At 36.7% G+C, this 26,159-nt stretch carries 27 protein-coding genes; 4 read left to right on the top strand and 23 right to left on the bottom strand.

Annotated features, from left to right (window positions below; genetic code table 11):
* Positions 1–12 precede the first annotated feature (12 nt).
* From U8521_RS08425 to U8521_RS08365, 13 genes are all read right to left on the bottom strand, one after another.
* Positions 13–1,059 carry a SepM family pheromone-processing serine protease gene (locus U8521_RS08425; RefSeq protein ID WP_334332631.1) on the bottom strand — a complete coding sequence of 349 codons (1,047 nt, stop codon included), beginning with the start codon at positions 1,057–1,059 and terminating at the stop codon, positions 13–15.
* A gap of 4 nt (positions 1,060–1,063) precedes the next feature.
* Positions 1,064–1,555: a pantetheine-phosphate adenylyltransferase gene (coaD, locus tag U8521_RS08420; RefSeq protein WP_334332632.1), complete on the bottom strand. Its 492-nt coding sequence runs from the start codon at positions 1,553–1,555 to the stop codon at positions 1,064–1,066.
* Between the two features lies 1 nt (position 1,556).
* Positions 1,557–2,111: a 16S rRNA (guanine(966)-N(2))-methyltransferase RsmD gene (gene rsmD, locus U8521_RS08415; protein ID WP_334332633.1), complete on the bottom strand. Its 555-nt coding sequence runs from the start codon at positions 2,109–2,111 to the stop codon at positions 1,557–1,559.
* Positions 2,108–2,377: a DUF2129 domain-containing protein gene (locus U8521_RS08410; protein ID WP_334332634.1), complete on the bottom strand. Its 270-nt coding sequence runs from the start codon at positions 2,375–2,377 to the stop codon at positions 2,108–2,110. The genes rsmD and U8521_RS08410 overlap by 4 nt, the downstream gene beginning before the upstream one ends.
* A 4-nt stretch (positions 2,378–2,381) precedes the next feature.
* Positions 2,382–3,560 carry an FtsW/RodA/SpoVE family cell cycle protein gene (locus U8521_RS08405; RefSeq protein ID WP_334332635.1) on the bottom strand — a complete coding sequence of 393 codons (1,179 nt, stop codon included), beginning with the start codon at positions 3,558–3,560 and terminating at the stop codon, positions 2,382–2,384.
* Positions 3,561–3,682: 122 nt separating this feature from the next.
* Entirely contained in the window at positions 3,683–5,542 is a 1,860-nt protein-coding gene (gene typA, locus U8521_RS08400; protein ID WP_334352406.1) for a translational GTPase TypA, read from the bottom strand.
* Positions 5,543–5,597: 55 nt separating this feature from the next.
* Complete coding sequence (locus U8521_RS08395) at positions 5,598–6,377, bottom strand: inositol monophosphatase family protein (RefSeq protein WP_334332637.1); 780 nt, start codon at positions 6,375–6,377, stop codon at positions 5,598–5,600.
* Positions 6,361–6,654, bottom strand: a complete 294-nt coding sequence (locus U8521_RS08390; protein ID WP_334332638.1) for a UPF0223 family protein — start codon at positions 6,652–6,654, stop codon at positions 6,361–6,363. The genes U8521_RS08395 and U8521_RS08390 overlap by 17 nt, the downstream gene beginning before the upstream one ends.
* 137 nt (positions 6,655–6,791) lie before the next feature.
* A complete protein-coding gene (gene lpdA / locus U8521_RS08385; RefSeq protein ID WP_334332639.1) occupies positions 6,792–8,219 on the bottom strand; it encodes a dihydrolipoyl dehydrogenase in 1,428 nt (475 codons plus the stop codon).
* 6 nt (positions 8,220–8,225) lie between these two features.
* A complete protein-coding gene (locus U8521_RS08380) occupies positions 8,226–9,509 on the bottom strand; it encodes a 2-oxo acid dehydrogenase subunit E2 (RefSeq protein ID WP_334352405.1) in 1,284 nt (427 codons plus the stop codon).
* Between the two features lie 25 nt (positions 9,510–9,534).
* Positions 9,535–10,512, bottom strand: coding sequence for an alpha-ketoacid dehydrogenase subunit beta (locus U8521_RS08375; RefSeq protein WP_334332641.1), 978 nt, complete (start codon positions 10,510–10,512; stop codon positions 9,535–9,537).
* A 2-nt stretch (positions 10,513–10,514) separates the two neighbouring features.
* Positions 10,515–11,618, bottom strand: coding sequence for a thiamine pyrophosphate-dependent dehydrogenase E1 component subunit alpha (locus U8521_RS08370; RefSeq protein WP_334332642.1), 1,104 nt, complete (start codon positions 11,616–11,618; stop codon positions 10,515–10,517).
* A gap of 148 nt (positions 11,619–11,766) precedes the next feature.
* A complete protein-coding gene (locus U8521_RS08365; RefSeq protein WP_334332643.1) occupies positions 11,767–12,765 on the bottom strand; it encodes a D-2-hydroxyacid dehydrogenase in 999 nt (332 codons plus the stop codon).
* Between the two features lie 226 nt (positions 12,766–12,991).
* On the opposite strand from U8521_RS08365, the gene def reads away from it, so the two are divergent.
* The 4 genes from def to U8521_RS08345 all read left to right on the top strand — a co-directional run bounded on the left by def (position 12,992) and on the right by U8521_RS08345 (position 16,590).
* Positions 12,992–13,552: a peptide deformylase gene (def, locus tag U8521_RS08360; RefSeq protein ID WP_334332644.1), complete on the top strand. Its 561-nt coding sequence runs from the start codon at positions 12,992–12,994 to the stop codon at positions 13,550–13,552.
* Positions 13,553–13,685: 133 nt separating this feature from the next.
* Positions 13,686–13,898, top strand: coding sequence for a DNA-directed RNA polymerase subunit epsilon (locus U8521_RS08355; RefSeq protein WP_135370951.1), 213 nt, complete (start codon positions 13,686–13,688; stop codon positions 13,896–13,898).
* Positions 13,899–13,901: 3 nt separating this feature from the next.
* Entirely contained in the window at positions 13,902–15,593 is a 1,692-nt protein-coding gene (rnjA, locus tag U8521_RS08350) for a ribonuclease J1 (protein ID WP_334332645.1), read from the top strand.
* Between the two features lie 55 nt (positions 15,594–15,648).
* Positions 15,649–16,590, top strand: coding sequence for a diacylglycerol/lipid kinase family protein (locus tag U8521_RS08345; protein WP_334352404.1), 942 nt, complete (start codon positions 15,649–15,651; stop codon positions 16,588–16,590).
* A 41-nt stretch (positions 16,591–16,631) separates the two neighbouring features.
* Here the strand turns inward: U8521_RS08345 and recD2 are convergent, their stop codons facing one another.
* The 10 genes from recD2 to U8521_RS08295 form a co-directional block, all read right to left on the bottom strand.
* Positions 16,632–18,992 (bottom strand): SF1B family DNA helicase RecD2, encoded by a 2,361-nt coding sequence (gene recD2, locus U8521_RS08340; RefSeq protein ID WP_334352403.1) that lies wholly within the window; start codon positions 18,990–18,992, stop codon positions 16,632–16,634.
* Entirely contained in the window at positions 18,982–19,644 is a 663-nt protein-coding gene (locus tag U8521_RS08335) for a tetratricopeptide repeat protein (RefSeq protein WP_334332648.1), read from the bottom strand. The genes recD2 and U8521_RS08335 overlap by 11 nt, the downstream gene beginning before the upstream one ends.
* An 8-nt stretch (positions 19,645–19,652) precedes the next feature.
* Complete coding sequence (locus tag U8521_RS08330) at positions 19,653–20,303, bottom strand: histidine phosphatase family protein (RefSeq protein ID WP_334332649.1); 651 nt, start codon at positions 20,301–20,303, stop codon at positions 19,653–19,655.
* Positions 20,304–20,496: 193 nt separating this feature from the next.
* Positions 20,497–21,615, bottom strand: a complete 1,119-nt coding sequence (gene mnmA, locus U8521_RS08325) for a tRNA 2-thiouridine(34) synthase MnmA (RefSeq protein WP_334332650.1) — start codon at positions 21,613–21,615, stop codon at positions 20,497–20,499.
* A gap of 13 nt (positions 21,616–21,628) precedes the next feature.
* Entirely contained in the window at positions 21,629–21,964 is a 336-nt protein-coding gene (locus U8521_RS08320) for a hypothetical protein (RefSeq protein ID WP_135370944.1), read from the bottom strand.
* 46 nt (positions 21,965–22,010) lie between these two features.
* The gene (locus U8521_RS08315; protein WP_334332651.1) at positions 22,011–23,162 is read right to left on the bottom strand and encodes a cysteine desulfurase family protein; all 1,152 of its coding nucleotides are present in this window, start codon (positions 23,160–23,162) and stop codon (positions 22,011–22,013) included.
* A gap of 12 nt (positions 23,163–23,174) precedes the next feature.
* Positions 23,175–23,864 carry a 5'-methylthioadenosine/adenosylhomocysteine nucleosidase gene (locus U8521_RS08310; protein WP_334332652.1) on the bottom strand — a complete coding sequence of 230 codons (690 nt, stop codon included), beginning with the start codon at positions 23,862–23,864 and terminating at the stop codon, positions 23,175–23,177.
* Positions 23,865–23,874: 10 nt separating this feature from the next.
* Positions 23,875–24,159, bottom strand: coding sequence for a hypothetical protein (locus U8521_RS08305; RefSeq protein ID WP_334352402.1), 285 nt, complete (start codon positions 24,157–24,159; stop codon positions 23,875–23,877).
* Positions 24,160–24,729 carry an NUDIX hydrolase gene (locus U8521_RS08300; RefSeq protein ID WP_334352401.1) on the bottom strand — a complete coding sequence of 190 codons (570 nt, stop codon included), beginning with the start codon at positions 24,727–24,729 and terminating at the stop codon, positions 24,160–24,162.
* Positions 24,722–26,143 (bottom strand): DHA2 family efflux MFS transporter permease subunit, encoded by a 1,422-nt coding sequence (locus tag U8521_RS08295; protein ID WP_334332655.1) that lies wholly within the window; start codon positions 26,141–26,143, stop codon positions 24,722–24,724. The genes U8521_RS08300 and U8521_RS08295 overlap by 8 nt, the downstream gene beginning before the upstream one ends.
* Between the last annotated feature and the right edge of the window lie 16 nt (positions 26,144–26,159).

Genomic DNA, 26,159 nt, shown 5'->3' with positions numbered 1-26,159 from the left:
GCCCTAATCGGACTATTTTGTCTTTTCCAAATAATTTATCGCATCGTCTAAATTCTTCACCGGTACGATCTTCATTTTCGTATGAATCTTCTTGGCGGCACGTTTTGCCAAATTATAGTTATTTACATAACCTGGTTCATACTTTTTGATCAATTTAGTAACTGGATCGTCCGGAGCAAAGAAAACAGTTGCGCCCATTGCTGAAGCAGCGTAAACCTTTTTTTCGATTCCACCGATTGGACCAACTGTGCCGTCCGGAGCAATTGTCCCAGTTCCAGCTATTGTACGTCCAGCTTTTAGATTCTGATTAGTAATTTGAGAATAGACTTGCAATGTAAACATCAAACCCGCTGAAGGGCCACCAATATCACCAGCATTAATCTTTGTCGCCGGAGTACCTTTGGCTTCAGTATTGTCGGTCAGCGTTATTCCCAAACCGTGACGTTTAGTTCCAGCTAATTTGACTAACTTACCACTAGCAGTTTTCTTCTTACCATCACGCGTGAAATCAATTCGAACAGTGGAATGCTTGTTTAATTTCTTAACATAATTGATGAATTGATTAGCATTTTTAAATTTGAAATCATTAATGGCAGTGATCGTGTCACCCACAGCTAATTTGTTCTTAAAGTCAGAATTATCAGTCACATCCATGATATAAACGCCCAAGTACTTCTTCGTAAACGGCTTTTTAGCTTTTGAATAAGCAGCCTGAATGGCATTGTTAGTCGCTGATTTCATGTAATATTGCTGAACTTGCATGTACTCTTGATTACTTTCATTTCCCATTAATTCCTCTTGGGAATAAACTGTTTCAAAATCATTACCTAAAGACTTTAACATGGTAAAAGGTGTTCCGGTAACGATCCCCACGGTAGTCAATAATAAGCTACCTTTCTTTGTATCATGCTTACCATCAACTTTAACAAATTGAGAAGTATCTTCAGCACTACCTGGTACCTCTAGATAATAACCAGTTGGTGTAAAAAAGAATGCCACGACAACAATAAAAATAAATATAGCACCAAAGATTTTGTTTCTAGTTTTGTTAAATCTCAAAATTCTATTCCTTCCGCAATTTATTTATCAACTCATGAGCAACCGTTTGAGGCACGAATTCGGATATATCTCCACCAAATTTAGCTACTTCTTTCATCATTGATGATGATATCGTAGCATACTTATCATTTGCTAGTAGGAAAATCGTTTCAATATTTTTATCCAATACCTTATTGATTGAGGCCACTCCAGATTCATAACCAAAATCATCCGGATTTCGCATCGACCGTACCAAAAATTTAGCACCCAATTGCTCAGCTAAATTGGTTGAAAGCTCTGATTTACCATCGACTACATAAACATTTGGTAAATCTTTGATTTCATCTTCTATTAAAACCTTTTTCTCTTGATATGAAAAAAGATAATGCTTGGAAGTATTTGTCATAGGCGCAACGTATAATTTATCAAATAATTTTGCTGCCCGTCTGATAATATCCAAATGCCCATTGGTAATTGGATCAAAACTACCAGCATATAGTCCAATTTTCTCTGACATATTATCCTCCATACTGATAAAGTGCTACCCGAGTATCTTTATAACTTTTTTCCTTTAATAGTTCGATTTTTTCAAAGTCACTTAAATCAATTTCATAATCCGTTTCATCAACGATTACCGCACCAGGATTTAAAAGCCCTTGTTCAACCAAATCTTTAATGATCTGTTCCGTGATTTTCATCCGATAAGGCGGATCTAAAAACACTAGATCAAACTTAACTCCGTCAGCTTGAAACTTTTTCAAAGCATCAACTGCGGAAGCTTTCGTGATAACAAATTGCTCTGCTGCCCGTGTTTTTTCAACATTATCTTTAATTGTATTAATTGCCTTATAAGCTTTGTCAACCAAGTAAGCACGTTCAAAGCCACGTGAAACAGCTTCAATTCCTAAGCTACCAGTTCCTGCAAACAGATCTAAAGCTACTCCTGAATCTACCATATATGGCGTCAACATGCTAAAAACAGCTTCCTTGACCTTAGCAGATGTTGGCCTCGTATTATTTGTAGGAACTGCTTTTAAGTTCAATCCCCGAAATTTACCTGATACTACTTTCATTCTTTTTCCTCGTGTTTACTTTCAGAAGATTTTAAAACAAAGTGTTCGTCGAGTTCTTTACGATGTGCTAGAGAAACTCGCTTAACGTAATTCTTTGAATTAAGCTCTTTTCTAACTTCCGCCACTCGATTTGAATTAACATACATCATTACATACTTCATCTTTGGAGAAGTATAGTAGATCGTGCCATAACGCTGTAACTTCTTACGCCATTTGAGTGAATACATCCAGACGTAGAGCGCTTGACGTTCTACCTTTTTAAACATAAAATCACCTTTTTTTCATATTTTCAAACTTTCTAGTTGCATCGAGATTTAAGACGATCCCTAAAGCGATTGACAAAATCAGCATACTTGAACCACCATAACTCAAAAACGGTAGAGTAACACCAGTCAGTGGCACCAAACCAATCGATCCACCAACGTTCAAAATTATCTGAGTCATAAACATGGTTGCAACACCATAACACACTAATGAATCATAATTTTTCTTAGCTCTAATACCAATTTGGATAATTCGAATAACAATGATTGCCAACAAACCTAAAACGACAATTACACCTACTAATCCGAGTTCTTCACTGATGACCGCGATAATAAAGTCAGTATGTGGCTCCGGTAAATAGCCTCTCTTTTGAATCCCATTTCCTAAACCAACTCCGAAAATTCCACCATTACTAATTGCGTAAAACGAATTAACCAATTGCGCACCAGCCGTTTTTTCCATCTGAAATGGATGTAACATTGCTAGGACTCGTTGATATTGATAACGCTTCGTAATGAAAGTTGGATTGACCATGAAGATAGCACCAATCATCAATGCCAGTCCTACAGCTAAGGAAACGCTCAAACTAAGAATGTATCTGCCTGGAATGGTTGATGACGCCAAGAGAATCAAGGTAATCAATACGATTACCATTGCCCCACCATAATCAGGCTGACAGATCAAAAGAAAGACAATTGCGAAAACGACTATCATTGGCGGCAAAACTTCCCAGATAACTTCCTTTAGCCCTTGATGAGCCAAAATGCGTTCTTGTTTATTCGTCAAAACTAACGACAGATACAAAATTAAAACTACTTTTGCAATTTCCAGTGGTTGCAAACTGAAAAAACCCAAGGGAATCCAAGCTGCCGCACCATTGATTCTAGTACTAGGCTTGATTATTCCTAAAAATAACACAAAAATAAGAGCCGCAATTGTAAGAAACAATAACCGTTTAACTAATCGACGACTTCGGAAGACCTTGGCTTTTAAAATGAAGACAAAAAAGCAACTGATCAAACCTAAGACTGCAAATAAAGATTGTTTGAATAAATAAGTCGTTGTACTTGCTCCAACCATCAATGCATTGTAAAAACTGGCTGAATAAACCATAACGATTCCGATACCTAATAACAGGATATATGGAATAACAATCCATAAGTCAATTTTTCTTAATTTTTTCACAATTTAACTCCTAAAATCTAATAATAAGATTATACCACCAAATAATCTCAGAAAAAACTTGTGCCAATTGTCCTTTAGGCATAAAAAAAGAGTCAGAGGAAACCCCTGACTCAAAGTAACTATTACTTAGTATTTTTCTTTTGTTTATCAAACTTCTTACGTTCGTTTGTGTTCAAAATCTTCTTACGTAATCTGACACTCTTAGGTGTTACTTCACAAAGTTCGTCTTCGTTTAGGAATTCGATTGATTGTTCAAGTGACATGTCTTTAGGTGTCTTGATAGCAGCAGCGTGATCCTTACCAGCGGCACGAGTATTTGTAAGGTTCTTACCTTTAGTAACAGTAACAGCGATATCTTGATCACGGCTACTTTCACCAACGATCATTCCCTCATAAACGTCAACACCGGCACCGATGAATAGAGTACCACGATCTTCAACAGATTGTAGTGAGTATGTTGTTGATTGACCTTGGTTGATTGAAACCAAAGCACCAGTTCTTCTACCTGGGTTCCAGTTCTTAACAACTGGCTTGTATTCTGAGAATGTGTGGTTAAAGATTCCATAACCACCAGTCATTGATAAGAATTCAGTAGCATAACCAATCAAACCACGTGAAGGAGCAGAGAAGATAAGTCTTGTTTGACCATTACCTGTACTCTCCATGTTCTTCATATCGCCTTTTCTTTGTGCCATTGAGTCAATAACTGAACCAACGTACTCATCAGGAGTATCGATTGTAACTTCCTCATATGGTTCACACTTCTTACCATCGATGTCCTTGTAAATAACTTCTGGACGTGAAAGTTGTAATTCAAAGCCTTCACGACGCATTTCTTCAACAAGAATTGACAAGTGAAGTTCACCACGTCCTGAAACCATCCAAGCACCAGCTTGGTCAGTGTCTTCAACCTTAAGTGAAACATCAGTATGAAGTTGTTTCTTCAAACGATCTTCGATCTTTCTAGCAGTAACTTCTGTACCTTCACGACCAGCGAAAGGTGAGTTATTTTGTAAGAACATCATCTTCAATGTTGGTTCATCGATACGTAGCAATGGAAGTGCTTCTTGATGGTCAACTGGTGTAACAGTTTCTCCAACGAAAATATCTTCCATACCAGAAACAGCAATTAAGTCTCCAGCTTTAGCTTCATTGATTTCAACACGTTTCAAGCCCATGAAACCAAATAATTTAGTTACACGGAAGTTCTTAGTTGAACCATCAAGCTTCATAACAGTAACATTGTCACCAACCTTGATCTTACCTCTAAAGATACGACCAATACCAATACGACCAACATAATCATTATAATCAAGCAAAGCAACTTGGAATTGTAATGGTTCGTCTGAGTTATCGATTGGTGCAGGAATAGTCTTTAGAATTGTGTCAAACAATGGATCCATAGTATGTTTTTGGTCAGCTGGGTCATCTGAATAACTTGATGTACCGTTGATAGCTGAAGCATAAATAACTGGGAAATCTAGTTGTGAATCGTCAGCACCTAACTCGATGAACAATTCAAGAACTTCGTCAACAACTTCTGCAGGACGAGCACCTGGTCTATCGATCTTGTTAATAACAACGATTGGTGTTAAATGTTGTTCCAAAGCTTTCTTCAAAACAAAACGTGTTTGAGGCATTGTACCTTCATAGGCATCAACAACCAACAATACACCATCAACCATCTTCATGATACGTTCAACTTCACCACCGAAGTCCGCGTGTCCTGGTGTATCCAAAATATTGATTTTCTTACCCTTGTAATCAACAGCTGTATTTTTAGAAAGGATTGTGATACCACGTTCTCTTTCAATAGCATTCGAATCAAGCGCACGATCTTGGATCTCATAGTGCTTTCCTAGTGTATCTGATTGTTTTAGCATTTCGTTAACTAATGTAGTTTTACCGTGGTCAACGTGAGCAATGATAGCAATGTTTCTAATATCTTCTCTTCTCTTAGTCAAATTAGTTCTTCCTTCCATAAATACATGTTTAAATTACTTGCAATAAAAAAACTGTGAAGCTGGTCACAGTTCACTAACGCGTTTTGACTGTTGTCAGCGCTTCTGAAACAACTTTTGAAGTACCAACTATTACGACTTGTGATTTTAGCATATTTATTGGGGCATCGTCAATACTTACGACGCTCATACCAGCTGCTTCGCACAAGACACGTCCAGCAGCTAAATCCCACGGAGCTAAGTATGACATATACATAACTTCTTTTCCAGTCAGAAGATGTCCAAAAATAATTCCGGCACTTCCATAAACTCGAAAGCCACTGCTCTTCTTAATAACCTCTTGAACATTGAACTTATTTGCCAACGCCATAGGGGCTGATACGTCCACGAGTCCTTCTATCAAAGGCAAGTTTTTTGGATTTTCGATTCTTTTATCATTGATAAACAATCCAATTTCCTTACCACCATGATAAATCTCGTTATCCATAACATTAATAATAGCACCATTTAGTGGTTCACCGTCAATGTAAACGCCAATCATTGAGGCAAAATCATCTTGACGTTTAACAAAATTCATTGTGCCATCAATTGGATCGACGAAAAAGACTAAACCTGACATGTCTTGAACCGCATCCCCATAACCTTCTTCACTGACAATTGTGGCATTTGGAAAAGTTTTCTTAATTTCAGAATTAACAAATTGTTCAGTTTTTTTATCAAAATTTGTTACTAAGTCATTACGATTCTTTTTCGTTCCAACTGATTTTTTCTTAATTGCATCAGTTCTTAAAGTTTGTCCGACTGTATTCAATAATTTAACTAAAAATTCATCGATTTGTTTACTGTCTACTCTCATTACGAACCCTGACCTTTTCACCTTTTTTTGCTGCACGACACTTCTTGAAAACTTGATAGATAGAATAACCCGATTGCAATTCAAACTCTTTATCAAGCCGCTTTTGTTCCATTTTCATCGGAACTACTTGCTGAAACGCTCGATACTTCTCTAAAAACACTTCACGCTTAATACTAGACTCATAAGCTAATTCAACCGCATTGTATAAGTCGATCACTTGGACCATTTCTTCTTGGCTCCAGTCTTCATTGAGTGGATAGCTATAATTGCTCTGCATGATCATTCCTCCATATTTACTCTACTATACAAAAAAAGCGGTGCAATTGCATCGCTTTTTGTTTGAAATTAATGATTTAGTATACGAAAAAACGTTTTTTCGGTTTCTAAACTTACATTCCATTACCTTTACTTTGCTTAAATATGAGTTGGGTAACCAATCAAGATATCAGCTGCTTCTTGAATTGGTTCACCTAGAGTTGGATGTGGATGAATTGTCAAAGCAATATCTTCAGCATTCAATTGACAATTAATAGCCACACTCAATTCAGAAATCAAATCACTAGCACCAGGTCCAACAATTTGACCTCCAAGAAGTGTTCCTGTGTCCTTTTGAGCAATCAATTTCACGAAACCTTCGGCAGCATCAAGTGAAACAGCACGTGCATTTCCGGCAAATGGGAATTTAGCAGTTTTCACTTCAATGCCTTTGTCCTTGGCGTCTTGTTCAGTTAAACCTACACTAGCAAGTTCTGGATCAGTAAAGCAAACGGCAGGAACGCCAATATAGTCATTAGCTGTATTCTTACCTGAGATTGCTCCAGCAACTGTCTTTGCTTCAAAGAAAGCCTTGTGGGCCAAAGCTGGTCCAGGTGTGATATCACCAATAGCATAGATGTGATCAACTGAAGTTTTACCTTGTTCGTCAACTTCAACTAATCCACGGTCGTTAGTTTTAACATTAGTCATTTCAAGACCAAAGTTATCAGTATTAGGGCGACGACCAACTGTTACCATACAATAATCTGCGGTGATTGTTGAAGGTTTGCCATCTACTTCATAAGTAACGTCTACACTATCAGCTTTTTGTTCACTACTCTTTGCCATCGCATTAGTAATGATCGTGACACCTTTCTTTTCAAGGTTCTTCTTAACAATTGAGACCATATCTTTTTCAAAATTAGGAATGATATTTGGTGAACCTTCAAGAATTGTAACGTGTGAACCAAGGTCAGCATAAGCACCAGCCAATTCAGTTCCGACATATCCTCCACCAATGATGACAAATTCCTTAGGAATTTCTTTCAAGTTCAAACCGCCAGTAGAGTCGATTACACGGTCTTGGAATTTGAATCCTCTGATTTCAATTGGACGACTACCAGTTGCCAAAATCAAATTCTTAAATTTGATAGTTTGACCACCGCCATTATCCATGAATTGTCTTTCGCCACTAGGCATGATACGAAGTTGTGTGTCACTGTCTAAATAAGCTTCACCATTGATCAATTCAACGTGGTGTTTCTTCAAAAGCATTTGTACACCATTTGTCATTCTGGCAACAACTTTTTCATCTTTCCAAGCTTGCGTCTTGGTAAAGTCGATTGTTGCGTCACTCGTTGAAATACCATAAGTTGATGAATCTTTAGCTTGTTGTAATCTGTGTCCGGCTGTAATCAAAGCCTTCGAAGGTACACAACCAACGTTCAAACAAACACCACCAACGGTATCTGATTTTTCAATAATCGTTACATCTTGTCCTAATTCTGAAGCTCTGATTGCTGCAACATAACCACCAGGGCCGGAACCAATAATAACGGTATCTTTTTCTATTACATTCTCTGCCATGTTAATCTAGCCCTCCATTAATAACAAATCTGGATCATGCAACAATTTCTTCAATAGATTCAAAGCATTTTGTGCCAAAGCTCCATCAATTAGTCTGTGATCATAACTCAATGATAACTTCAACATCTTACCTACTTGAATGTTGCCATCCTCGTCAGCATAAGGTTCATTGGCAATCTTACCAACACCTAAAATTGCAACTTCTGGGTAATTGATAACTGGTGTGAACCAGCCACCACCGATAGAACCAACGTTACTGATAGTAATTGAACCGCCACTCATCTTGTCGTGACTCAACTTGTTGTCATAAGCAGCTTGTGAGTTCTCAGTGATTTCTTTAGCGATTTCAAACATACCTTTAGAATCAACGTTCTTAATATTTGGAACGTAAAGTCCATGTTCAGTATTCGTAGCAATACCAATGTTGTAGTAATGTTTGTAAACAATTTCCTCTGTTGAATCATCAATCGAGGCATTGAGTTCTGGATAAGCTTTCAAAACAGCTACTAAAGCCTTAGCAATGTATGGCAAGAATGTTAAGTGAATTCCCTTGTCAGCAGCAAGTGCCTTGTACTTCTTTCTATTAGCCATCAAAGCGCTTACTTCGACGTCATCAAAACTAGTTACGTGTGGAGCGGTGCGTTTACTATTGAGCATAGCCTTAGCAATAGCTTTTCTAGTCATTGACATCTTTTCACGTGTTTCTAATTCTGGTGTAGCTGAAACATAAGGTGTAACTTTATTTGGTTCTGCAGCTGGAGCTACTGGTGCAGAAGCACTAGCAACTGCCTTTGGAGCCTCTGCTCCATTAAATGAGTCAACATCGGCTTTAGTAATTTGACCGTGTTTCCCACTTGGAGTAACTTGTGAAAGATCAACACCCTTATCACGAGCGTATTGACGAACTGAAGGCATTGCTAAGTAATTTGTATTAGCTGATCCTGTTGCAGGACCTGCAGCTGCCTTTTCTTCAGTCTTCTCTTCTGCCTTTGCAGGTGCTTCTTCTTTCTTATCATCTGCTTTGGCTGGTTCATCGTCATCTGTATCAGGAGAACCATCGTCAATAACGATTAAAGTATCACCAATTTCAACGGTGTCGCCCTCTTTGGCAATGATTTGTTTTACAGTACCAGAAACTGGTGAAGGTAATTCTTCAACAGATTTATCATTTTGGATTTCAACTAAGGAGTCATCCTCTTTAACTGTGTCTCCTTCTTTAACTAGCCAACTTGAAACTTCACCTTCGGCCATCCCTTCGCCTAATTCTGGTAATTTAAATTTATAAGCCATAGTTGGATTCCCTTCCTTCGATTAATTAGTAGTTGAGGATTTCATTTACTTTTTCTTCAATTTCGTCTGCACGTGGAATCCAAATGTCTTCACCTAGAGCAAATGGATAAACACTATTTGGAGCAGCAACTCTACCAATTGGTGCATCAAGAGAAAGAACCGCTTCTTCGGCAATTGCTGAAGCTACTTGAGCTCCAACACCTGCCATTTTTTGGGCTTCTTGAACGATAACAACTTTATGAGTTTTTTCAATAGATTTGAAAATTGTTTCATTGTCAATTGGTGACACTGTTCTTAAATCAATAACTTCAACTGAGATATTCTTTTCTGCTAATTTGTCAGCTACTTTGATAGCTTCGTTAACTTCAGCACCATAAGCGACGATAGTAATATCGTTACCCTCACGAACGACATTAGCTTTATCCAATGGAACTGTGTATTTGCCATCAGGAATATCATCTTTCATTGAACGATACAACTTTAGATTTTCCATAAATAATACTGGATCATTGTTTTCAACTGATGAAATCAATAGACCTTTAGCATCATATGGGTTACTTGGCATGACAACACGTAATCCTGGAACACCTGTAAAGAAGTTTTCCAAATTATCAGCATGCATTTCAGCGGTATGAGTACCACCACCATAAGGTGTACGAATGGTAATTGGAGAAGTCTTCAATCCATCAAAACGGAAACGCATCCGTGCTTCTTGTCCAGCAATTTGGTCCATTGCTTCAAAAGAAAAGCCCATGAATTGAATTTCTGGAATTGGACGCCAACCAGTTAAACCTAAACCTGTAGCTAATCCTAAAATTCCTGATTCAGCTAGTGGAGTATCAAAAACTCTTTCTTCACCATACTTGTCTTGTAGGCCTTGAGTAGTTCTGAATACACCACCGTTTTTACCAACGTCTTCACCAAAGATCAAAGTTTTTGGATCATCTTCAAGAACAATGTCTAAGGCGTCTGTAATTGCTTGAATATAAGTTTTCTTAGCCATTTTTACTTCGACTCCTTTGCTTCAAATTTAGCGATTTCTTTCTTCATTTCTGGAGTTGGAATTTCAAATGTCCGCTTCAACATGTCAGAAACCTTTTCGGCAGGAACTGCATCAGCCTCTTTGATTGCTTCTTTAAATGAAGCTTTATATTCATCAACTAATTGGTCTTCTTTTTCTTCAGACCATAGACCCTTATCCTCTAGAACTTTTCTCATTCTGATCAATGGATCTTTATCAAACCAAGGTTGTTCTTCAGCCTTAGTTCTGTAACGTTTAGGATCATCACCAGCACTTGAGTGAGCACCGTAACGATAAGTCAATGTTTCAATCATAACTGGACCATTTCCAGCCACCATATAATCACGTGCAGCTTTGGCAACAGCATAACAAGCCAAAATATCCATTCCATCTACTTGGACACTTGGAATACCAGCAGCAACTGCTTTTTGAGCAAGTGTTGGAGCAGCAGTTTGTTTAGCACGAGGTGTTGAAATAGCGAAGCCATTATTTTGAACAATAAACAAAACGGGAGCTTGGAAAGCACCAGCAAAGTTCATCCCTTCGTAACTATCACCTTGTGAAGTACCACCATCACCTGTGTAAGTGAAGGCAATGGCATCTTTTTCTCCACTCTTCTTAATTCCCAAACCAACACCGGCAGCTTCTGCATATGCAGCACCGATGATAATTTGTGGCATCATTGAACGAGCCTTAAATTTATTACCTACAACATGGCCACGTGACCAAAGATAAGCTTCAGTAACAGTAGCCCCATGTTGAATCAATTGTGGAACATCACGATATGCTGGTAACAAGTAATCGTTTGTCTTCATTGCTAAGACGGTCCCCATTTCGGAAGCTTCTTCACCTTCAGTTGGTGCATAGAATCCCATGCGTCCCTGACGTGAAAAGTTCATTGTTTGCTCATGCAAAGCACGCTCCCATACCATCTTTTTCATAAACTCAACTAAATCATCATCTGAAAATGAATCAAAGATTTCTTGATCTACAACTTCAGCATTTTCATTCAAAATTTGAATTGGTTTTGAAACATTCGATAAGTTATTTTTAATTGCTTCAAAATCAACAATTGGTTTATTTGCCATTCTCCACAGTCCTTTCATAAAAACTAATCCCTTGTGAATCTGTAAGGGCTTTCATATATTTTTAGTCTATCATTGATCAGCCAAAAAACAAGTCATTTAGGCATTCTTTTCGTTATTAAATTTTTTATAAAGTTTGTGAATCTAGTCACTATTTATCCAAATTTATTTCATTTTCTGAGGTTCCATTCTTCAATTCTTGTACCATTGAATTTAATGAAATCGTGGCCATATTTTTGACAGCTTTTGTTGTGTAAAATGCAATATGTGGTGTCAAAATAAATCTTGGACTCTTGATGACTTTATCCAATAATTCATCGGAAAGTCCATTTTCACTCAAATCAGAATTGAAGATTCCAACTTCATTTTCATAAACATCAAGTACGGCTCCATAAAGTTTTCCTGATGCAACGGCTTCATAAAGCGCCTTAGTATCGATCAAATCACCACGAGCAGTATTAACGACGATTGCATCATCTTTCATTTCTTTGATCGAATCTTCATTGATCAAAGTGTGTCCTTTACCAAGACTTGGAATGTGTAGTGTCACTACATCAGACTCTTTGAGGAGTGTATCTAAATCGTCAACATAGAGTCCTTGTTTTTCGATTTCAGGATTGTGAAATTTGTCGTATGCGATGACTTTTGCTCCAAAACCTTGATAAATTTTTATTGCGGCTCGACCAATTCTTCCAGTTCCAGCTACCCCAACAGTCAATTCATTTAGTTCTCTACCAATATCTGGAGCCCATCTAAAATCATGTGTATCGATTTTTCTAATCATATGTTTCATATTTCTCAACAAAGCCATCAAACCAGTTACTGAATATTCAGCAATTGCTTCTGGTGAATAGCTAGGAACATTTGTTAAACGGATCTGATTCTTCTTTAATGCATCAAAAGGTACGTTATCCACCCCTACATTGCGTAATGACAAAACATGAATTCCAAATTCATTCATAGTGTCAAAAATTTTCTCATCATATGGCAATTGTTGATAAGCAACGATACCGTCATAGCCTTTTGCCAACTGAACAGTCTCTGGTGTTAATAGATCCGAAACGATCTTTACTTCGATATCGTTTTCTTTTGACCATTCTTGAATGTATTTCTTTTCATCTTCCCGTACGCCAAAATCAATTAATTTCATAAAAAACCTCCAGTAGCATTTATTTATGCATCATAATGAAACCGATAACATATACGCTTATTATTTTATCATGATATGGAATATATAGGCAAAAATACCTATAACTGGAACCGCTTTTTCAAGACAATCTGAATGTTTTTTTTCAAATCCTACTATTTTTATAGAAAAATAATCTATAATAGAAATACTGAAGTATTTTTAAACAATTAAACATTCGGAGGAAACTATGTATTTTATGAAAGATATCGTCCGTGATGGCGATCCCGTACTAAGAAAAGTCGCCCAAGACGTTAAATTCCCATTGAGTGATGAAGATAAGGCCTTAGCTGCTAATATGATGGAATATCTCGTTAAGAGTCAAGATGAAGAATATGCTGAAAAGCATCAATTAAGAGCCGGAGTTGGTTTAGCTGCTCCCCAAGTTGGCGTTTCAGAAATGATGGCTTCAGTCCTCGTTCCAAATGAAGAAGATCCTGACAAGCCACTTTTAAAAATCACTTTGATCAATCCAGTTATCGTAAGAAACTCAGTTCAAAGAGCTGCCCTTTCTGAAGGTGAAGGTTGTCTTTCAGTTGACAAAGATGTTCCTGGTTTCGTACCAAGAGCTGATCGAATTACTATTAAATATGATGATTTTGAAGGGAACTCACAAACATTACGTGTTAAGGGCTATCCTGCTATCGTCTGCCAACATGAAATCGATCATCTAAATGGTCACTTATACTATGACAAGATCAATAAGAAAGAACCATTCACACTTGATCCAAGTACAGTCGTTATTTCCTAATAGTGGCAAAGTATACTTACTTTCTTATATATGGTAGAATTGTGCTATCTATTGATTAATGCACAAATGGACTAGAAAAAAGACAAATGAGACTGACCTGTTTCATTTAATACAATTAAAGGAGCAATTTATATTGATTTACAAAGTTTTATATCAAACAAGCGAACTAGATAACCCCCGTCGTGAATTTACACATTCACTCTATATGGATGCTGAATCAAGTATTGCAGTGCGTGACGCTGTTGAAAAAAATACTGATTACAACATTGAATTTATTCAGGAACTCGATGAAAAGCACCTTGAGTACGAAAAGAAGAGCCCTGACTTTAAATTGACGGAGTTTTAGTTAATGTCATTTAAAGTTAAAAATAATGAAGTTGCCGTTTTTGCCATCGGGGGCCTTGGTGAAATCGGTAAAAATATGTACGGAGTTCAGTATCAAGATGAATTAATCGTGATCGATGCTGGTATTAAATTTCCAGAAGACGAACTCCTCGGAATTGACTATGTCATTTCCGATTATAGTTACTTAGTAGAAAATAAGGATAAGATCAAAGGTCTATTTATTACCCACGGTCACGAAGACCACATTGGTGGTATTCCTTATTTACTACAACAACTTCCAAATATCCCTATTTACGCCGGTCCATTAGCATGTGCATTGATCAAGGGTAAATTGGAAGAACATGGATTACTCAGAACGACTGAAATGCATGTCTTACATGAAGACGATGTTATCAAATTCCCTAAGACAAGCGTTTCATTCTTTAGAACAACTCACTCAATTCCAGATACACTTGGTGTTGCCGTCCATACACCTCAAGGAATTATCGTTGAAACAGGTGACTTTAAATTTGATTTGACACCAGTTGCCGGTTTGCCATCACCTAACCTTCAAAAGATGGCTGCGTTGGGACAAAAAGGTGTTCTCTGTCTCTTGTCAGATAGTACTAATGCCGAAATCCCAACATTTTCTAAGTCTGAACGTTCAGTTGGTTTGACGATTCATCAAATATTTGAAACTATCAGTGGCAGAATCATTTTTGCTACTTTTGCTTCAAATATTTATCGTATTTCTCAAGCTGTCGATGCCGCTATTCAACAAGGTCGAAAGATTGCCGTTTTTGGACGAAGTATGGAACAAGCCATTGAAAACGGTCGTGAACTAGGTTATTTGAACATAACTGATGATATGTTGATCGATCCACATGCTCTAAATCAAACACCAGCTAGCGAAACCTTAATCTTATGTACTGGTTCTCAAGGTGAACCATTAGCTGCTTTGAGTCGGATTGCTAATGGTACTCACAGACAGATCACAATTCAACCAGGTGACACGGTTATCTTTTCAAGTAACCCAATTCCTGGTAACACAATCAGTGTTAACCATTTGATCAACCAACTTTCCGAAGCTGGTGCCGAAGTAATTCATGGTAAAGTTAATAATATCCATGCTTCCGGTCACGGTGGTCAAGAAGAACAAGAGTTAATGTTACGTTTGATGAAGCCTAAGTTCTTTATGCCAATTCATGGTGAATATCGGATGTTAAAGATTCACACTGAATTAGCTGAATTATGTGACGTACCTCAAGATCATTCATTCTTACTTGAAAATGGTGACGTACTAGCCTTGACGAAAGACAATGCTAGAGTTGCTGGTCACTTCCCTGCTGGCGATGTTTATGTCGATGGTAAAGGTGTCGGTGATATTGGCAATGTAGTAATTCATGATCGCCAGGTTCTTTCCGAAGAAGGAATGGTTGTCGTCGTGGCAACAATTGACTATCAAAAACATATTGTCTTAGCTGGTCCAGATATCTTATCACGCGGTTTTGTTTACATGCGTGAATCTGGAGAGTTAATCAATCAAGCTCAAAAACGTGTCTTCCATCTTATCAAAAACGCATTTGATGACGAAGATACAAAAGTTACAGAAGCAGTATTAAAACGTGTTATCATTGAAGGATTACAAGAATTCTTGTACAAACGTACAGAAAGAAATCCTGTCATCTTACCAATGTTAATTGGTACTTCAATCTAAATTTAATTTTAAAGTAGATCAATTGATCTACTTTTTTTATTTAAGGGTCTCAAAAATGGAAAAAATCGAAATAATTTTAAATCATCATGCCGGCAATGGACGCGCTAAACGTGCTTGTCAAAAAGTTACTGACTTTTTACAGTCAGAAAAAATTTATTATGAAGTCCATTTAACCAAATGTGATGGGGATGGCTTTCGAATTGCTAAGCAAATTGCTGATCTAAATCGACCACAAACAAAGATCGTCGTCATTGGCGGCGATGGTACGCTCAATCAAGCTGTTAATGGTGTCAAAAATTCTAATTATCCAAATACAGCCTTAGGTTATATTCCTGGCGGTTCAGGAAATGATTTTTGCCGTGGTATTAAGATGAAGATTAAAGATCCTGTCATTTTGATGCAAGCAATTTTGTCACTAAAACAACCTCGCGTGATTGATGTTGGGCAAGTTTCGGGAACAAAATTTTCCCATTATTTTATTAATAATATTGGAATCGGTTTTGATGCTAGTACGGTCTACTACACGAATCATTCTGAACGTAAGGAATTGTTGAATAACTTAGGATTAGGGACATTATCTTACTTTACTAATTTATTGAAAGTAATTAAGAAACAAAAATCCTTTGGCCTAGATGTCGAAAATTCGCATCACAAACACTTTAAAGATGCTTACATCGTAGTTGCAACGAATCATCCTTATTTTGGTGGTGGCTTTGCGATTGATCCGACAGCAACACCTTTTAACCACCATTTGAATTTAGTCGTGGTTAAAAAGATCACTGGTTTAACATTTGTCAAATTAATGATCAAACTACTGACTGATGGATCTCATTTAAAAGATAAGAATGTCTGGCACATCGAAGAACAACATTTTAGTCTGAAAAACTACACTGCTCAACACGGGCAGATGGATGGAGAAGAATTAGGTCAACATGAATTTGACTTTCATTTTCAAATTAGTCAACATCAATTTTGGTTACCCATCGAACCAAACTAAAAAACGCTTAAAACTAGCAAATTGCTAATTTTAAGCATTTTTTATTTCATAAAATCAAATGGCGTTACATTTTCCATCCCTATCATTGGACTGATTGAATTATTCATAATCATATCTAACGTTAATCGATAATCTTGAACAGTTTTTTCTGGTTCGACTGTTTTGGGTTTTTGTTTAATTTTAAAAGTCGAAAAGATTCGTTCTTTTAATGTTGTCTGACGTTCATTAGATTGATCCTTGATCGAACGTTCAAACGCACTGCGGTCTCCTACCATGATCAATAACCGTTTTGATCTAGTTACAGCTGTATACAAAAGATTTCGCCTTAACATGCGTGATTCCTCATTGACTAATGGTAAAATCACCATTTCAAACTCAGAACCTTGTGCCTTATGAATCGACGTACAGTAAGCTAGAGAGATATTGACCCAGTCTTTTCGATCTAACGTGACTTCATTGCCATCAAAATCAATGACTAATTTATCAACGTGATCCGTATTTTCCTTGGCCAAAAGAATTCCAATAATTTTGCCAATTTCACCATTGAAGACATTTTCTTCTGGGGAATTGACCAAATAAACAACTTTATCATTGATCCGATAATTCGTGTTACCAATGGAAACCTCTTTTCGCTTTGGTCCCATTGGATTCACAACATTTTGAATCACGACGTTCAGATTATCAATTCCCGCTTGTCCACGATACATCGGTGCTAAAACTTGCACATCAGCAATATCGAATCCTTTGTCACTTGATTTACTAATAATCTGTGACAAGACATCTGGTACGTTACGACTATTGCAGCCAATGAAACTACGATCTGCTTTATTTTGAAAAATTGTTTCATCAACGATTCCTTCGTTTATATCATGTGCCAATTGAATAATAGTTGAATCTTCGTCTTGTCGATGAATTTCCTTTAAAATTGTTGTCGGAAAAGCATCACTGTTAATTAAATCGGAGAAAACCTGTCCTGGTCCAACTGAAGGTAATTGATCCTTATCACCTACTAAAACTACTTGTGTACCCGGTTGAACGGCTTCAATTAAAGTTTTAAATAATTTTGTATCCACCATCGACATTTCATCGATGATCAACAACTTACAATCCAAAGTCGGTTCAGCATATTCATCATCTTCTGTACCTGTCAGACCTAACAGACGATGAATCGTCATTGCTGGTAATCCAGTTGATTCTCCCATATGTTTAGCTGCTCGTCCTGTAGGAGCTGCCAGAGCAATTGCATAATCTTCTGAAGATGGATCTAAAGTCGCATCATTTAACCTCGCATATGCTGAAACGATTGCATTGATGATAGTCGTCTTTCCGGTTCCCGGACCACCTGTTAGAAGAAAGATCGGATGTGTCAAAGATTGTTCGATTGCTTTTTGTTGTGACTCGTCATATTGTACCTTGAAATTTTTTTCAATGTGTTTTAACTCTTTACGAAGTGCTTTTAAACTAAATGGTACTTCCTTGAAAGTATCAGTGATCATTTTTAAAGATTGAGCAATCGACCACTCACTATCAGATAAAGTCTTGTCATAAACGCGACCATCTTCTACTAAAAAAACACCATCATTCACTAATTTTTTCAAGCCTGTAAGTAATTTTTTATCTAAATCTGGTGTCGAATTGGCATTTAGAACACTGCTAACCCGTTTGATCAACTCGGTTCCTGAAACATACGTATCGCCAGTTTCATTGATCATCAAACTGACCATCTGAATTAAAGCACCCTTGATTCTTCGTGGATCGTCACCAGTGATACCTAATTTCTTAGCTAATTCATCAGCTCTCTTAAAACCAACTCCTTTAACATCCAAAACTAATTGGTAAGGATCTTCTGTTAATTTTTCTAATGTTTGGACACCATATTTTTGAAAAATACGTGCACTCAAAGTTGCTCCAAAGCCATAATTGTTCAACTGATACAGCACTTGTTCTGTCTGATGATTGGCCGAAATCTGGTCAACGATCATCTTGGTTTTCTCTTCACCTAATTTCAGGAAATCTAACGCATTAGGATCTTGTAAAATTTTCTCGATGGCATTATTACCTAATTTATCAACAATTTTCTCGGCCTTTTTCTTACCAATACCAGGGAATTCATCACTAGAAAAGAAACTGATCAATTCTTTACGACCACTTGGCAAACTCCGTTTATATGAATCAGCTTGAAATTGTTTTCCATATTTAGGATGGTCGACCATATGGCCTTCGAAACGATACTCTTCTTCTTCAGAAATTTCACCAAAACTACCCGTAACAACAATATCCGAAGCATCCCAGTCAGTATTAGTCTTTTTTATTTTGATCGTAAAAATTTTAAAAAGATTTTCAGGATTTTCAAAAAAAATGGCTTTAACGGTACCGACAAAGTATTGTTTATCACTCGTCATTGCTATCCCCTTGTTTGATGAATTCTTGCAGATCAGCTAATTTCTTTTCATGTTTCAAATAATAATCTTCATCTAATTCTTTTGATTCGTTCAAGTACGATTGATAATCCTGTTTCAGATTCATCGCACACAATGCCATATTAAAGTAATGCTTGGCCTCTGGCTTGATTTTATTAGCTTGTTGATAAAATCCCAATGACTCCTTGAAATTGCCGTTAGCAAGCAATAAATCGGCTAATAACTCATTAGCTTGTAAATCCTTAGGGGCTTTTTCAACCGCAGTCAATGCGTACATCACTGCCAATTGACGTTTTCCTTGTTGATCCAAAGTCTTAGCCAACATGAAATAAGCTTCAAAAGCATAGTTATCATCGACCAAATCTTTAAAAATTTGATTAGCCTTATCAAATTTATCCGCTAAATAGTAGACATTTCCTAAATTATAAAGTAAATCCTGATTATTCTTAAACATCTCTAAAGCTCTAGCTAGTAATTCTTCAGCCTGTTCTAAGTCACCAGCTTGAACCAAGTAAGTAGACAATTGTAAAATTTTTGGCAACTGATGAGCATCTTTATTTAAATCGGCTACCAAGAGTTTAATCGCTGCTTCTTTTTTATTTTGATTAAATAATTTCTCTGCTTCTCTGTCCATTTATAACCTCAAATTGTATCCGAACTTTCAAGTTTTTTATGTAAATAACCCGTTTCGTTCCATTCGATCAATTTATATTGACCATCTTTATATTGTAAATGAGTCAAACTCGTATTTGAAAGACCACCATCTTTACGGATATTCTCAATATCAGTACCCAAAAGTGATTGAATCAATGTCACTAAAGCGGCCCCGTGACTGACAATTACGATACTTCCCTGACCATTATTTTCACTAACGATATCTTTGACCGCTTCAGTAGTTCTTTTAGCAACTTGTTCAAATGATTCACCACGAATCAAACTATAATCATAATCTTTTGGTTCGTTGCGGAAAGCATAAATAACCTCTGGCATTTCTAGTTCCAACTCGGAAAACTTTCGGCCTTCCATAATACCTAAATCGAATTCACGCAAACCATCAACAACTGACAAGTCAATCGAACGATGTAAATCTTTGATCAACGTTTCAGCAGTCGTTTTTGCCCGTGGCAACGGGCTAGTATACATATGATCGATTTCAACATTTTTTAAACGTTTCGCTAACAAACTGATATCATGTAAACTTTCATCCAAAAGCGGTGAATCACCATGACCACCTTGATATTTCCCCTCTAAATTCCATTGAGTCTTACCGTGTCTGACAAAATACAAATCCATTTTTTCTTCTCACCTTACAAAGTTAATTAAGTACAATTATCGGTTTTTTCATTGCTTTTTTCAAGTCAGATGAAAAACAGAGAGTAGAACAGCCATAAAAGGATCATTCAATCATTAACGCAAATAGCACCGGATAATCAAAAACGATTACCCGGTGCCATTCGCGTTAAGTTGAATTTAGTTAGATTTAGTTTTAAATATATTGTAATTTCTTTTCTGCCATATAAGCAGCATCAATTGTAGCGCCACCGAGACACTCTTCGCCATCATAGAAGACAACTTCTTGTCCAGGTGTAATTGCACGAACTGGGTTATCAAACTCAACACTGACCTTGCCACCGTCTAAGACGTGAACTGTAACGCCAGTATCTTGCTGACGATATCTGAACTTAGCTGTAGCATGGAAAGTATCACCATAGTCAAGACCTGTGATAAATGACAAATCTGAAGCATCAAGATGATCAGCATAAAGTCTAGGATTGTCATATCCTTGATCTACATAAAGGATATTCTTACTCATATCCTTACCAACTACGAACCAAGGCTCGTTTGACTTACCGTTACCGCCAATTCCAAGTCCTGATCTTTGACCGATCGTGTAGTACATCAAACCAGCATGATCACCCTTGATCTCACCATCAGGTGTCATCATCTTACCAGGTTGTGCAGGTAAGAACTCACTCAAGAACTTACGGAAGTTTCTCTCACCGATGAAACATACACCAGTTGAATCCTTCTTCTTAGCAGTTGCCAAACCAGCCTCTTGGGCAATACGACGAACCTCTGACTTTTGCATACCACCAATTGGGAAAATTGCTTTTTGCAACTGGTCTTGTTGAACAGTACTCAAGAAATAAGTTTGATCCTTGTTAGCATCACCACCACGTAACAAATGAACAACACCATTGTCATCGCGGAATGATTGTGCATAGTGACCCATGGCAATATAGTCAGCGTTTAACTTATTTGCGTAGTCTAAGAAAGCCTTGAATTTAACTTCCTTGTTACACATAACATCAGGATTTGGAGTTCTACCCTTACGATACTCATCAAGGAAGTACTCAAAAACGCGATCCCAATATTCTTTTTCAAAATTAACTGAGTAGTAAGGAATACCAATCTTATTGGCAACCTTAGCAACATCCTCGTAATCCTCAGTTGCAGTACATACACCGGAGTCATCAGAATCATCCCAATTCTTCATGAAAACTCCGATAACCTCATAACCTTGTTGTTTCAAAAGAAGTGCACTTACCGACGAATCAACGCCACCACTCATACCTACTACAACACGCTTCTTCTTATTTTCCATTTTAAAACCTCATTTATTTTGCTAATACGTTTTTTTCTTTCAGAAAGTTCATTAAATAACGATAATCGTTAATCTCTGCTTCTGAATCTTTTAATTTAAATATATTAATATTGTGCATCCCACTTTTATCGGTAATCGACAATTTTAAACTATCTAAGTCCTTATTGACGATGGCTTTTAGATAAAATCTGGCTGCATATGGAGAAGTTCCATTCAAAGGATGTTCCAAACGGAACCCACCTTTATTAGTTTCCATAAAACCACTATCCATCAATGAATAACGTTTTACATCAGGGCTTAAAGTATAAACTTCTTGATCCCCTAATACTTGAGCTTGTTTTTTATCCATATTTATCATCCCTTATCAGTAATCATAAGATAAGTTTGAATAATAATTATTGATTAGTCAAGTCAGAAACGATTTCAACTAATTTATTAGCGAATTTAACAATTTCAGCTTCTGTATTATCTTTACCAAAACTAATTCGTACTGAATCATTGATCTTAGGACTATCCTCACCAAACATAGCCACCAAGACGTGTGATGGTTCTAGACTTCCTGCTGTACATGCTGATCCACCAGAAATGGCAAATCCTTCCAAATCAAGTCTTGTCAATAAAACTCCACGATCAACTCCTGGTAAATACAAGTTCATAACGTGATTGAGCGCATGTTTATCAGTTGGTCCGTTGATTTCAAAAGCAATATTATTTTCTTTTAAAATTGCTTGAATCTTTTGTTTAAAGCCAAAATAACGATTTTGACGTTCTTCTTTAACTTCTGGAGTCAACAATTGCACAGCTTTACTAAAACCCGCAATTGCCGGTACATTTTCCGTTCCAGCACGACGTTTAGTCTCTTGATCTCCACCTTTAATAAAGGATGGAATATGAATGTCATCATTAATATACAAGAAACCAATGAATTTTGGTCCATTGATCTTGTGTGCTGAGGTCGACAACATGTCAATATGTTCAGCTTTTACATCAATATCTTCCATTCCAAAAGCTTGTACGGCATCCGTATGGAAAAAGGCTTGGTGATCTTTTAAAAGTTCACCGATCTCCTTGATTGGATTCATTGATCCAACCTCGTTATTACCATACATGATTGAAACTAAAATTGTATCATCGCGTAAAGCATCTTTAACTTGTTGAGCTGTTACTTCACCACGTTTATTTGGTTTCAAATAGGTAATCTCAAAACCTAGTGATTCCAAATAAGCCATTGGTTTCAAAATAGCTTCATGTTCAATAGCAGTCGTAATGATGTGTTTACCCAATTTTTGGCGTGACAAAGCCGTTTCGATCACGGCCGTATTGTCACTTTCAGTACCACCACTAGTAAAGACAATTTCTGAATCCTTAGCATTGATACTTTGTGCAATCACGTGTCGACTTTCATCTAACACTTTACGAGCTTGACGTCCAAAATAATTGGTTGCAGATGCATTACCAAAATTATGCGCCATTTGATCGCTAATAACATCGACTACAGATGTAGCCATTGGTGTTGTAGCGGCATTATCTAAATAAACAAATGCCACAATAAATCCCCTCTATTCTTGGTCTAAAAAGTTCAATAACATTGTTACTGATTTGCGTCCGGCTTGTAGAACAAATTCGTCAAAGTTTACACTAGCATTTTCGTCACCAACATCACTCATTGAACGAATAACAACAAATGGTGTCTTGAATTGTGCACAGACTTGAGCCACAGCTGCGCCTTCCATTTCAGATGCTAAAGCATCTGGGAACGACTTTTTAATTGTAGCAATTTTTTCAGCTGCGTCAATAAATTGGTCTCCACTGACAATTAAACCAACATGATGAGTTAATCCGGTACGTTCTGCGGCAGCAGCAATTTTCTTGACATAAGTAGGGTCTGCCTCAAAATACAAGTCTTGTTGAGGTAATTGACCAACTTTGTAACCAAAACCAGTTGCATCAACATCGTGATAAGCTAATTTTTCAGAAATTACTACATCTCCAATTTTTAAACCAGTTCCGATGCCACCAGCTGAACCCGTATTAACCACAAAATCTGGTTGATAACGGTCATTGATAATTGTCGTCGTCATTCCCGCTTGGACTTTACCAATACCGCTTTGAGCTAGATAAACTTGATGATTTTTATAATTACCAATAGTAATATCTACTCCAGCTACTGAATCTTTTTTAATATCCGTTAAAGATTCTTTCATTAATTTAATTTCCTCTTCCATGGGAACGATTACGCCAATTTTCATACTTTACTCCTTAAATAAAAAATAATATTAAAAATACCAAAATAATTAAGCCGAATACTGTAATGATGGCAATATTTAGCTTTTTTTTCAATTGATTAGTCTTATACTCAAAAACTCGTGTTTTTTCTTCTAAAATTTGCTCCGGATGTTCTTGAGCATAGGCATTTTCAGCCGCTTTTCGTTGTTGCTGCCGATATTTTTGCTGTTGCTTTTCGACTTGATCAGCTCGCATGACTGATTGTGGCTGATTTTTCTTAACCTTTGAGTGATAAAAGTCTTTTATTTTCGAGAACATTTATTTTTCCTTTGCTTGTAATAATTCCCAATAAGTTACCGCATAGATCGATTTAGAATCACAAATAACTCCAGCTTTAATTTGTTTTTTTGCTTCTTCTAAAGTTAACTCTTCAACATTCAAAAATTCGTCAGCATCCAAAGGACGTTTGAATTCAACTTTTTGTAGATCAGTAGCCTTAAATACTGTTAATTTTTCGTTAGAATAACCCGGACTAGCGAAGAAAGCGGTGATTTTTTCCAATTTATCCGTTGTCAAACCAAGTTCCTCATTCATCTCTCTTAAGGCAACTTCCTTCAAATCGCTACCTTCATCCGAATCGATTTTACCAGCTGGAATTTCTAAAGTCTCTTGTTCCAAAGGAGTCCGCCATTGTCTAACAAAAATCATTTTATTATCATCAGTAAACGGAATAATTGCGACTGCACCATGATGTTCAACAACTTCTCGAATATCAGGAATACCATTTGGCAAAATCACTTGTTCGACATCAACATTAAAAATTTTACCGCCAAACATTCTTTTCTTTTCAACTACTGCTTCATAATATCTTGAATCTTCTTTATTCATTTTGGGACCTTCCTGACTTAATTAATCTAATTACCGACATCAAAATTGCAACTAAACAAATTACCACTGCAAATGTCATTGTAACACGCATTCCTTTAATAAAAATATCCGGTCGTCCATCAATATACGTTGTGACTGATTTTCCATAAAAATGACTCATGGACAAAAATAGAATAGTGGTCGAAAGGGATACTCCAATTATCATACCTAAATTACGGGACAAGGCATTTAAACCACCCGCAATCCCGAGATCTTTGGGTTCAACAGAACTCATGATCATTGTATTGTTTGGTGCCTGAAAGAGCCCGTTGCCAAGCCCATTGAGTCCGATACACAAAAGAATGAACCAAATTTGAGTCTGTAGATTAAAGAACAAATAGCCAATTTGAGCAATTTCAATCACCGTTAAACCAACTATCGTTAATAAGATGGGATTGACCTTTGCTGATATTTTACCAGAAATTGGTGCAACTACAACTTGAACTAATGGAAAAGCCATCAAAATATAACCAGCTGTCGATGCGGCAATTCCTAATGCATTTTGCAAGTAAAACGGTGATAAAACGTTGAAAAAGAAATTTGTTACAAAAATGAAGAATCCTGCTACTAAACCTAAAGTAAAATTATGATTTTTAAAAATACGCAATTCAATCATTGGATCACTAATTTTCTTTTCCAAACGAAGAAAGTAATAAAAGAAAACAATTGCCAATACAAATGCAGCAATAATATAAGGATTTGAAAAACCAACTGCTTGTCCAATAAAAACAGCGCCAAAGAATAACAATAAAGTTACAAAATACACCATAAAACCTTTTTTATCAAATTTAACTGGATTTTTTGGTTCTTGCTTTGGCAAATTAACATAGCCTAAGACTAAAGCCACGATTCCAATGGGAATATTGATCCAAAAAATATAACTCCAGTGAAAATGTCCTAAAATCAATCCACCGATTCCTGGTCCAGCAATAGCTCCTATCGAAACAAATGAACCAATATAACCTAAAGCATAACCACGTTCACTTCTCGGAAAAGTTTGGGTAATAATGCCGTTGTTGGTTGCCATCGCCATTGAAGCCCCAATTGCTTGAATAACTCGACCTATCAACAATAAAACGAGGTTATTACTTAATCCACAAATAACTGAGCCAACGATAAAAGTAATCGAACCAATTTTAAAAACTTTAATTTTTCCAATTGAATCAGCAATCTTTCCAAACATTAACAAAAAAATACAAATCGTGACTAAATAAATTGAGACAACCCATTCAGCCATATTCATCCCGATCTTCAAATTCTTACTGATAATCGGTAAAGCGATATTTACAATTGAGCCATCAAGTGTAGACATCAATGTGAAGATCCCAACTGAAATTAAAATCAGCCATCTTCTTGGATTTACTTGTTCATCCATATTTCTTCCTCACTGC

It is taken from the genome of Companilactobacillus miaonis, from assembly GCF_036913615.1.
Taxonomy (GTDB): domain Bacteria; phylum Bacillota; class Bacilli; order Lactobacillales; family Lactobacillaceae; genus Companilactobacillus.
The sequence above is the reverse complement of the archived record's forward strand: the minus strand, read 5'-3'. Positions and strand labels throughout refer to the sequence as shown.

Bases quoted from the DNA above. Each gene is read 5' to 3' on its own strand.
- coaD (WP_334332632.1), bottom strand. From the start codon at position 1,555: ATGTCAGAGAAAATTGGACTATATGCTGGTAGTTTTGATCCAATTACC.
- rsmD (WP_334332633.1), bottom strand. From the start codon at position 2,111: ATGAAAGTAGTATCAGGTAAATTTCGGGGATTGAACTTAAAAGCAGTT.
- U8521_RS08410 (WP_334332634.1), bottom strand. From the start codon at position 2,377: ATGTTTAAAAAGGTAGAACGTCAAGCGCTCTACGTCTGGATGTATTCA.
- typA (WP_334352406.1), bottom strand. From the start codon at position 5,542: ATGGAAGGAAGAACTAATTTGACTAAGAGAAGAGAAGATATTAGAAAC.
- U8521_RS08395 (WP_334332637.1), bottom strand. From the start codon at position 6,377: ATGAGAGTAGACAGTAAACAAATCGATGAATTTTTAGTTAAATTATTG.
- U8521_RS08390 (WP_334332638.1), bottom strand. From the start codon at position 6,654: ATGCAGAGCAATTATAGCTATCCACTCAATGAAGACTGGAGCCAAGAA.
- lpdA (WP_334332639.1), bottom strand. From the start codon at position 8,219: ATGGCAGAGAATGTAATAGAAAAAGATACCGTTATTATTGGTTCCGGC.
- U8521_RS08380 (WP_334352405.1), bottom strand. From the start codon at position 9,509: ATGGCTTATAAATTTAAATTACCAGAATTAGGCGAAGGGATGGCCGAA.
- U8521_RS08375 (WP_334332641.1), bottom strand. From the start codon at position 10,512: ATGGCTAAGAAAACTTATATTCAAGCAATTACAGACGCCTTAGACATT.
- U8521_RS08370 (WP_334332642.1), bottom strand. From the start codon at position 11,618: ATGGCAAATAAACCAATTGTTGATTTTGAAGCAATTAAAAATAACTTA.
- U8521_RS08365 (WP_334332643.1), bottom strand. From the start codon at position 12,765: ATGAAATTAATTGATTTTGGCGTACGGGAAGATGAAAAGAAATACATT.
- def (WP_334332644.1), top strand. From the start codon at position 12,992: ATGTATTTTATGAAAGATATCGTCCGTGATGGCGATCCCGTACTAAGA.
- rnjA (WP_334332645.1), top strand. From the start codon at position 13,902: ATGTCATTTAAAGTTAAAAATAATGAAGTTGCCGTTTTTGCCATCGGG.
- U8521_RS08345 (WP_334352404.1), top strand. From the start codon at position 15,649: ATGGAAAAAATCGAAATAATTTTAAATCATCATGCCGGCAATGGACGC.
- recD2 (WP_334352403.1), bottom strand. From the start codon at position 18,992: ATGACGAGTGATAAACAATACTTTGTCGGTACCGTTAAAGCCATTTTT.
- U8521_RS08335 (WP_334332648.1), bottom strand. From the start codon at position 19,644: ATGGACAGAGAAGCAGAGAAATTATTTAATCAAAATAAAAAAGAAGCA.
- U8521_RS08330 (WP_334332649.1), bottom strand. From the start codon at position 20,303: ATGGATTTGTATTTTGTCAGACACGGTAAGACTCAATGGAATTTAGAG.
- mnmA (WP_334332650.1), bottom strand. From the start codon at position 21,615: ATGGAAAATAAGAAGAAGCGTGTTGTAGTAGGTATGAGTGGTGGCGTT.
- U8521_RS08320 (WP_135370944.1), bottom strand. From the start codon at position 21,964: ATGGATAAAAAACAAGCTCAAGTATTAGGGGATCAAGAAGTTTATACT.
- U8521_RS08310 (WP_334332652.1), bottom strand. From the start codon at position 23,864: ATGAAAATTGGCGTAATCGTTCCCATGGAAGAGGAAATTAAATTAATG.
- U8521_RS08305 (WP_334352402.1), bottom strand. From the start codon at position 24,159: ATGTTCTCGAAAATAAAAGACTTTTATCACTCAAAGGTTAAGAAAAAT.
- U8521_RS08300 (WP_334352401.1), bottom strand. From the start codon at position 24,729: ATGAATAAAGAAGATTCAAGATATTATGAAGCAGTAGTTGAAAAGAAA.
- U8521_RS08295 (WP_334332655.1), bottom strand. From the start codon at position 26,143: ATGGATGAACAAGTAAATCCAAGAAGATGGCTGATTTTAATTTCAGTT.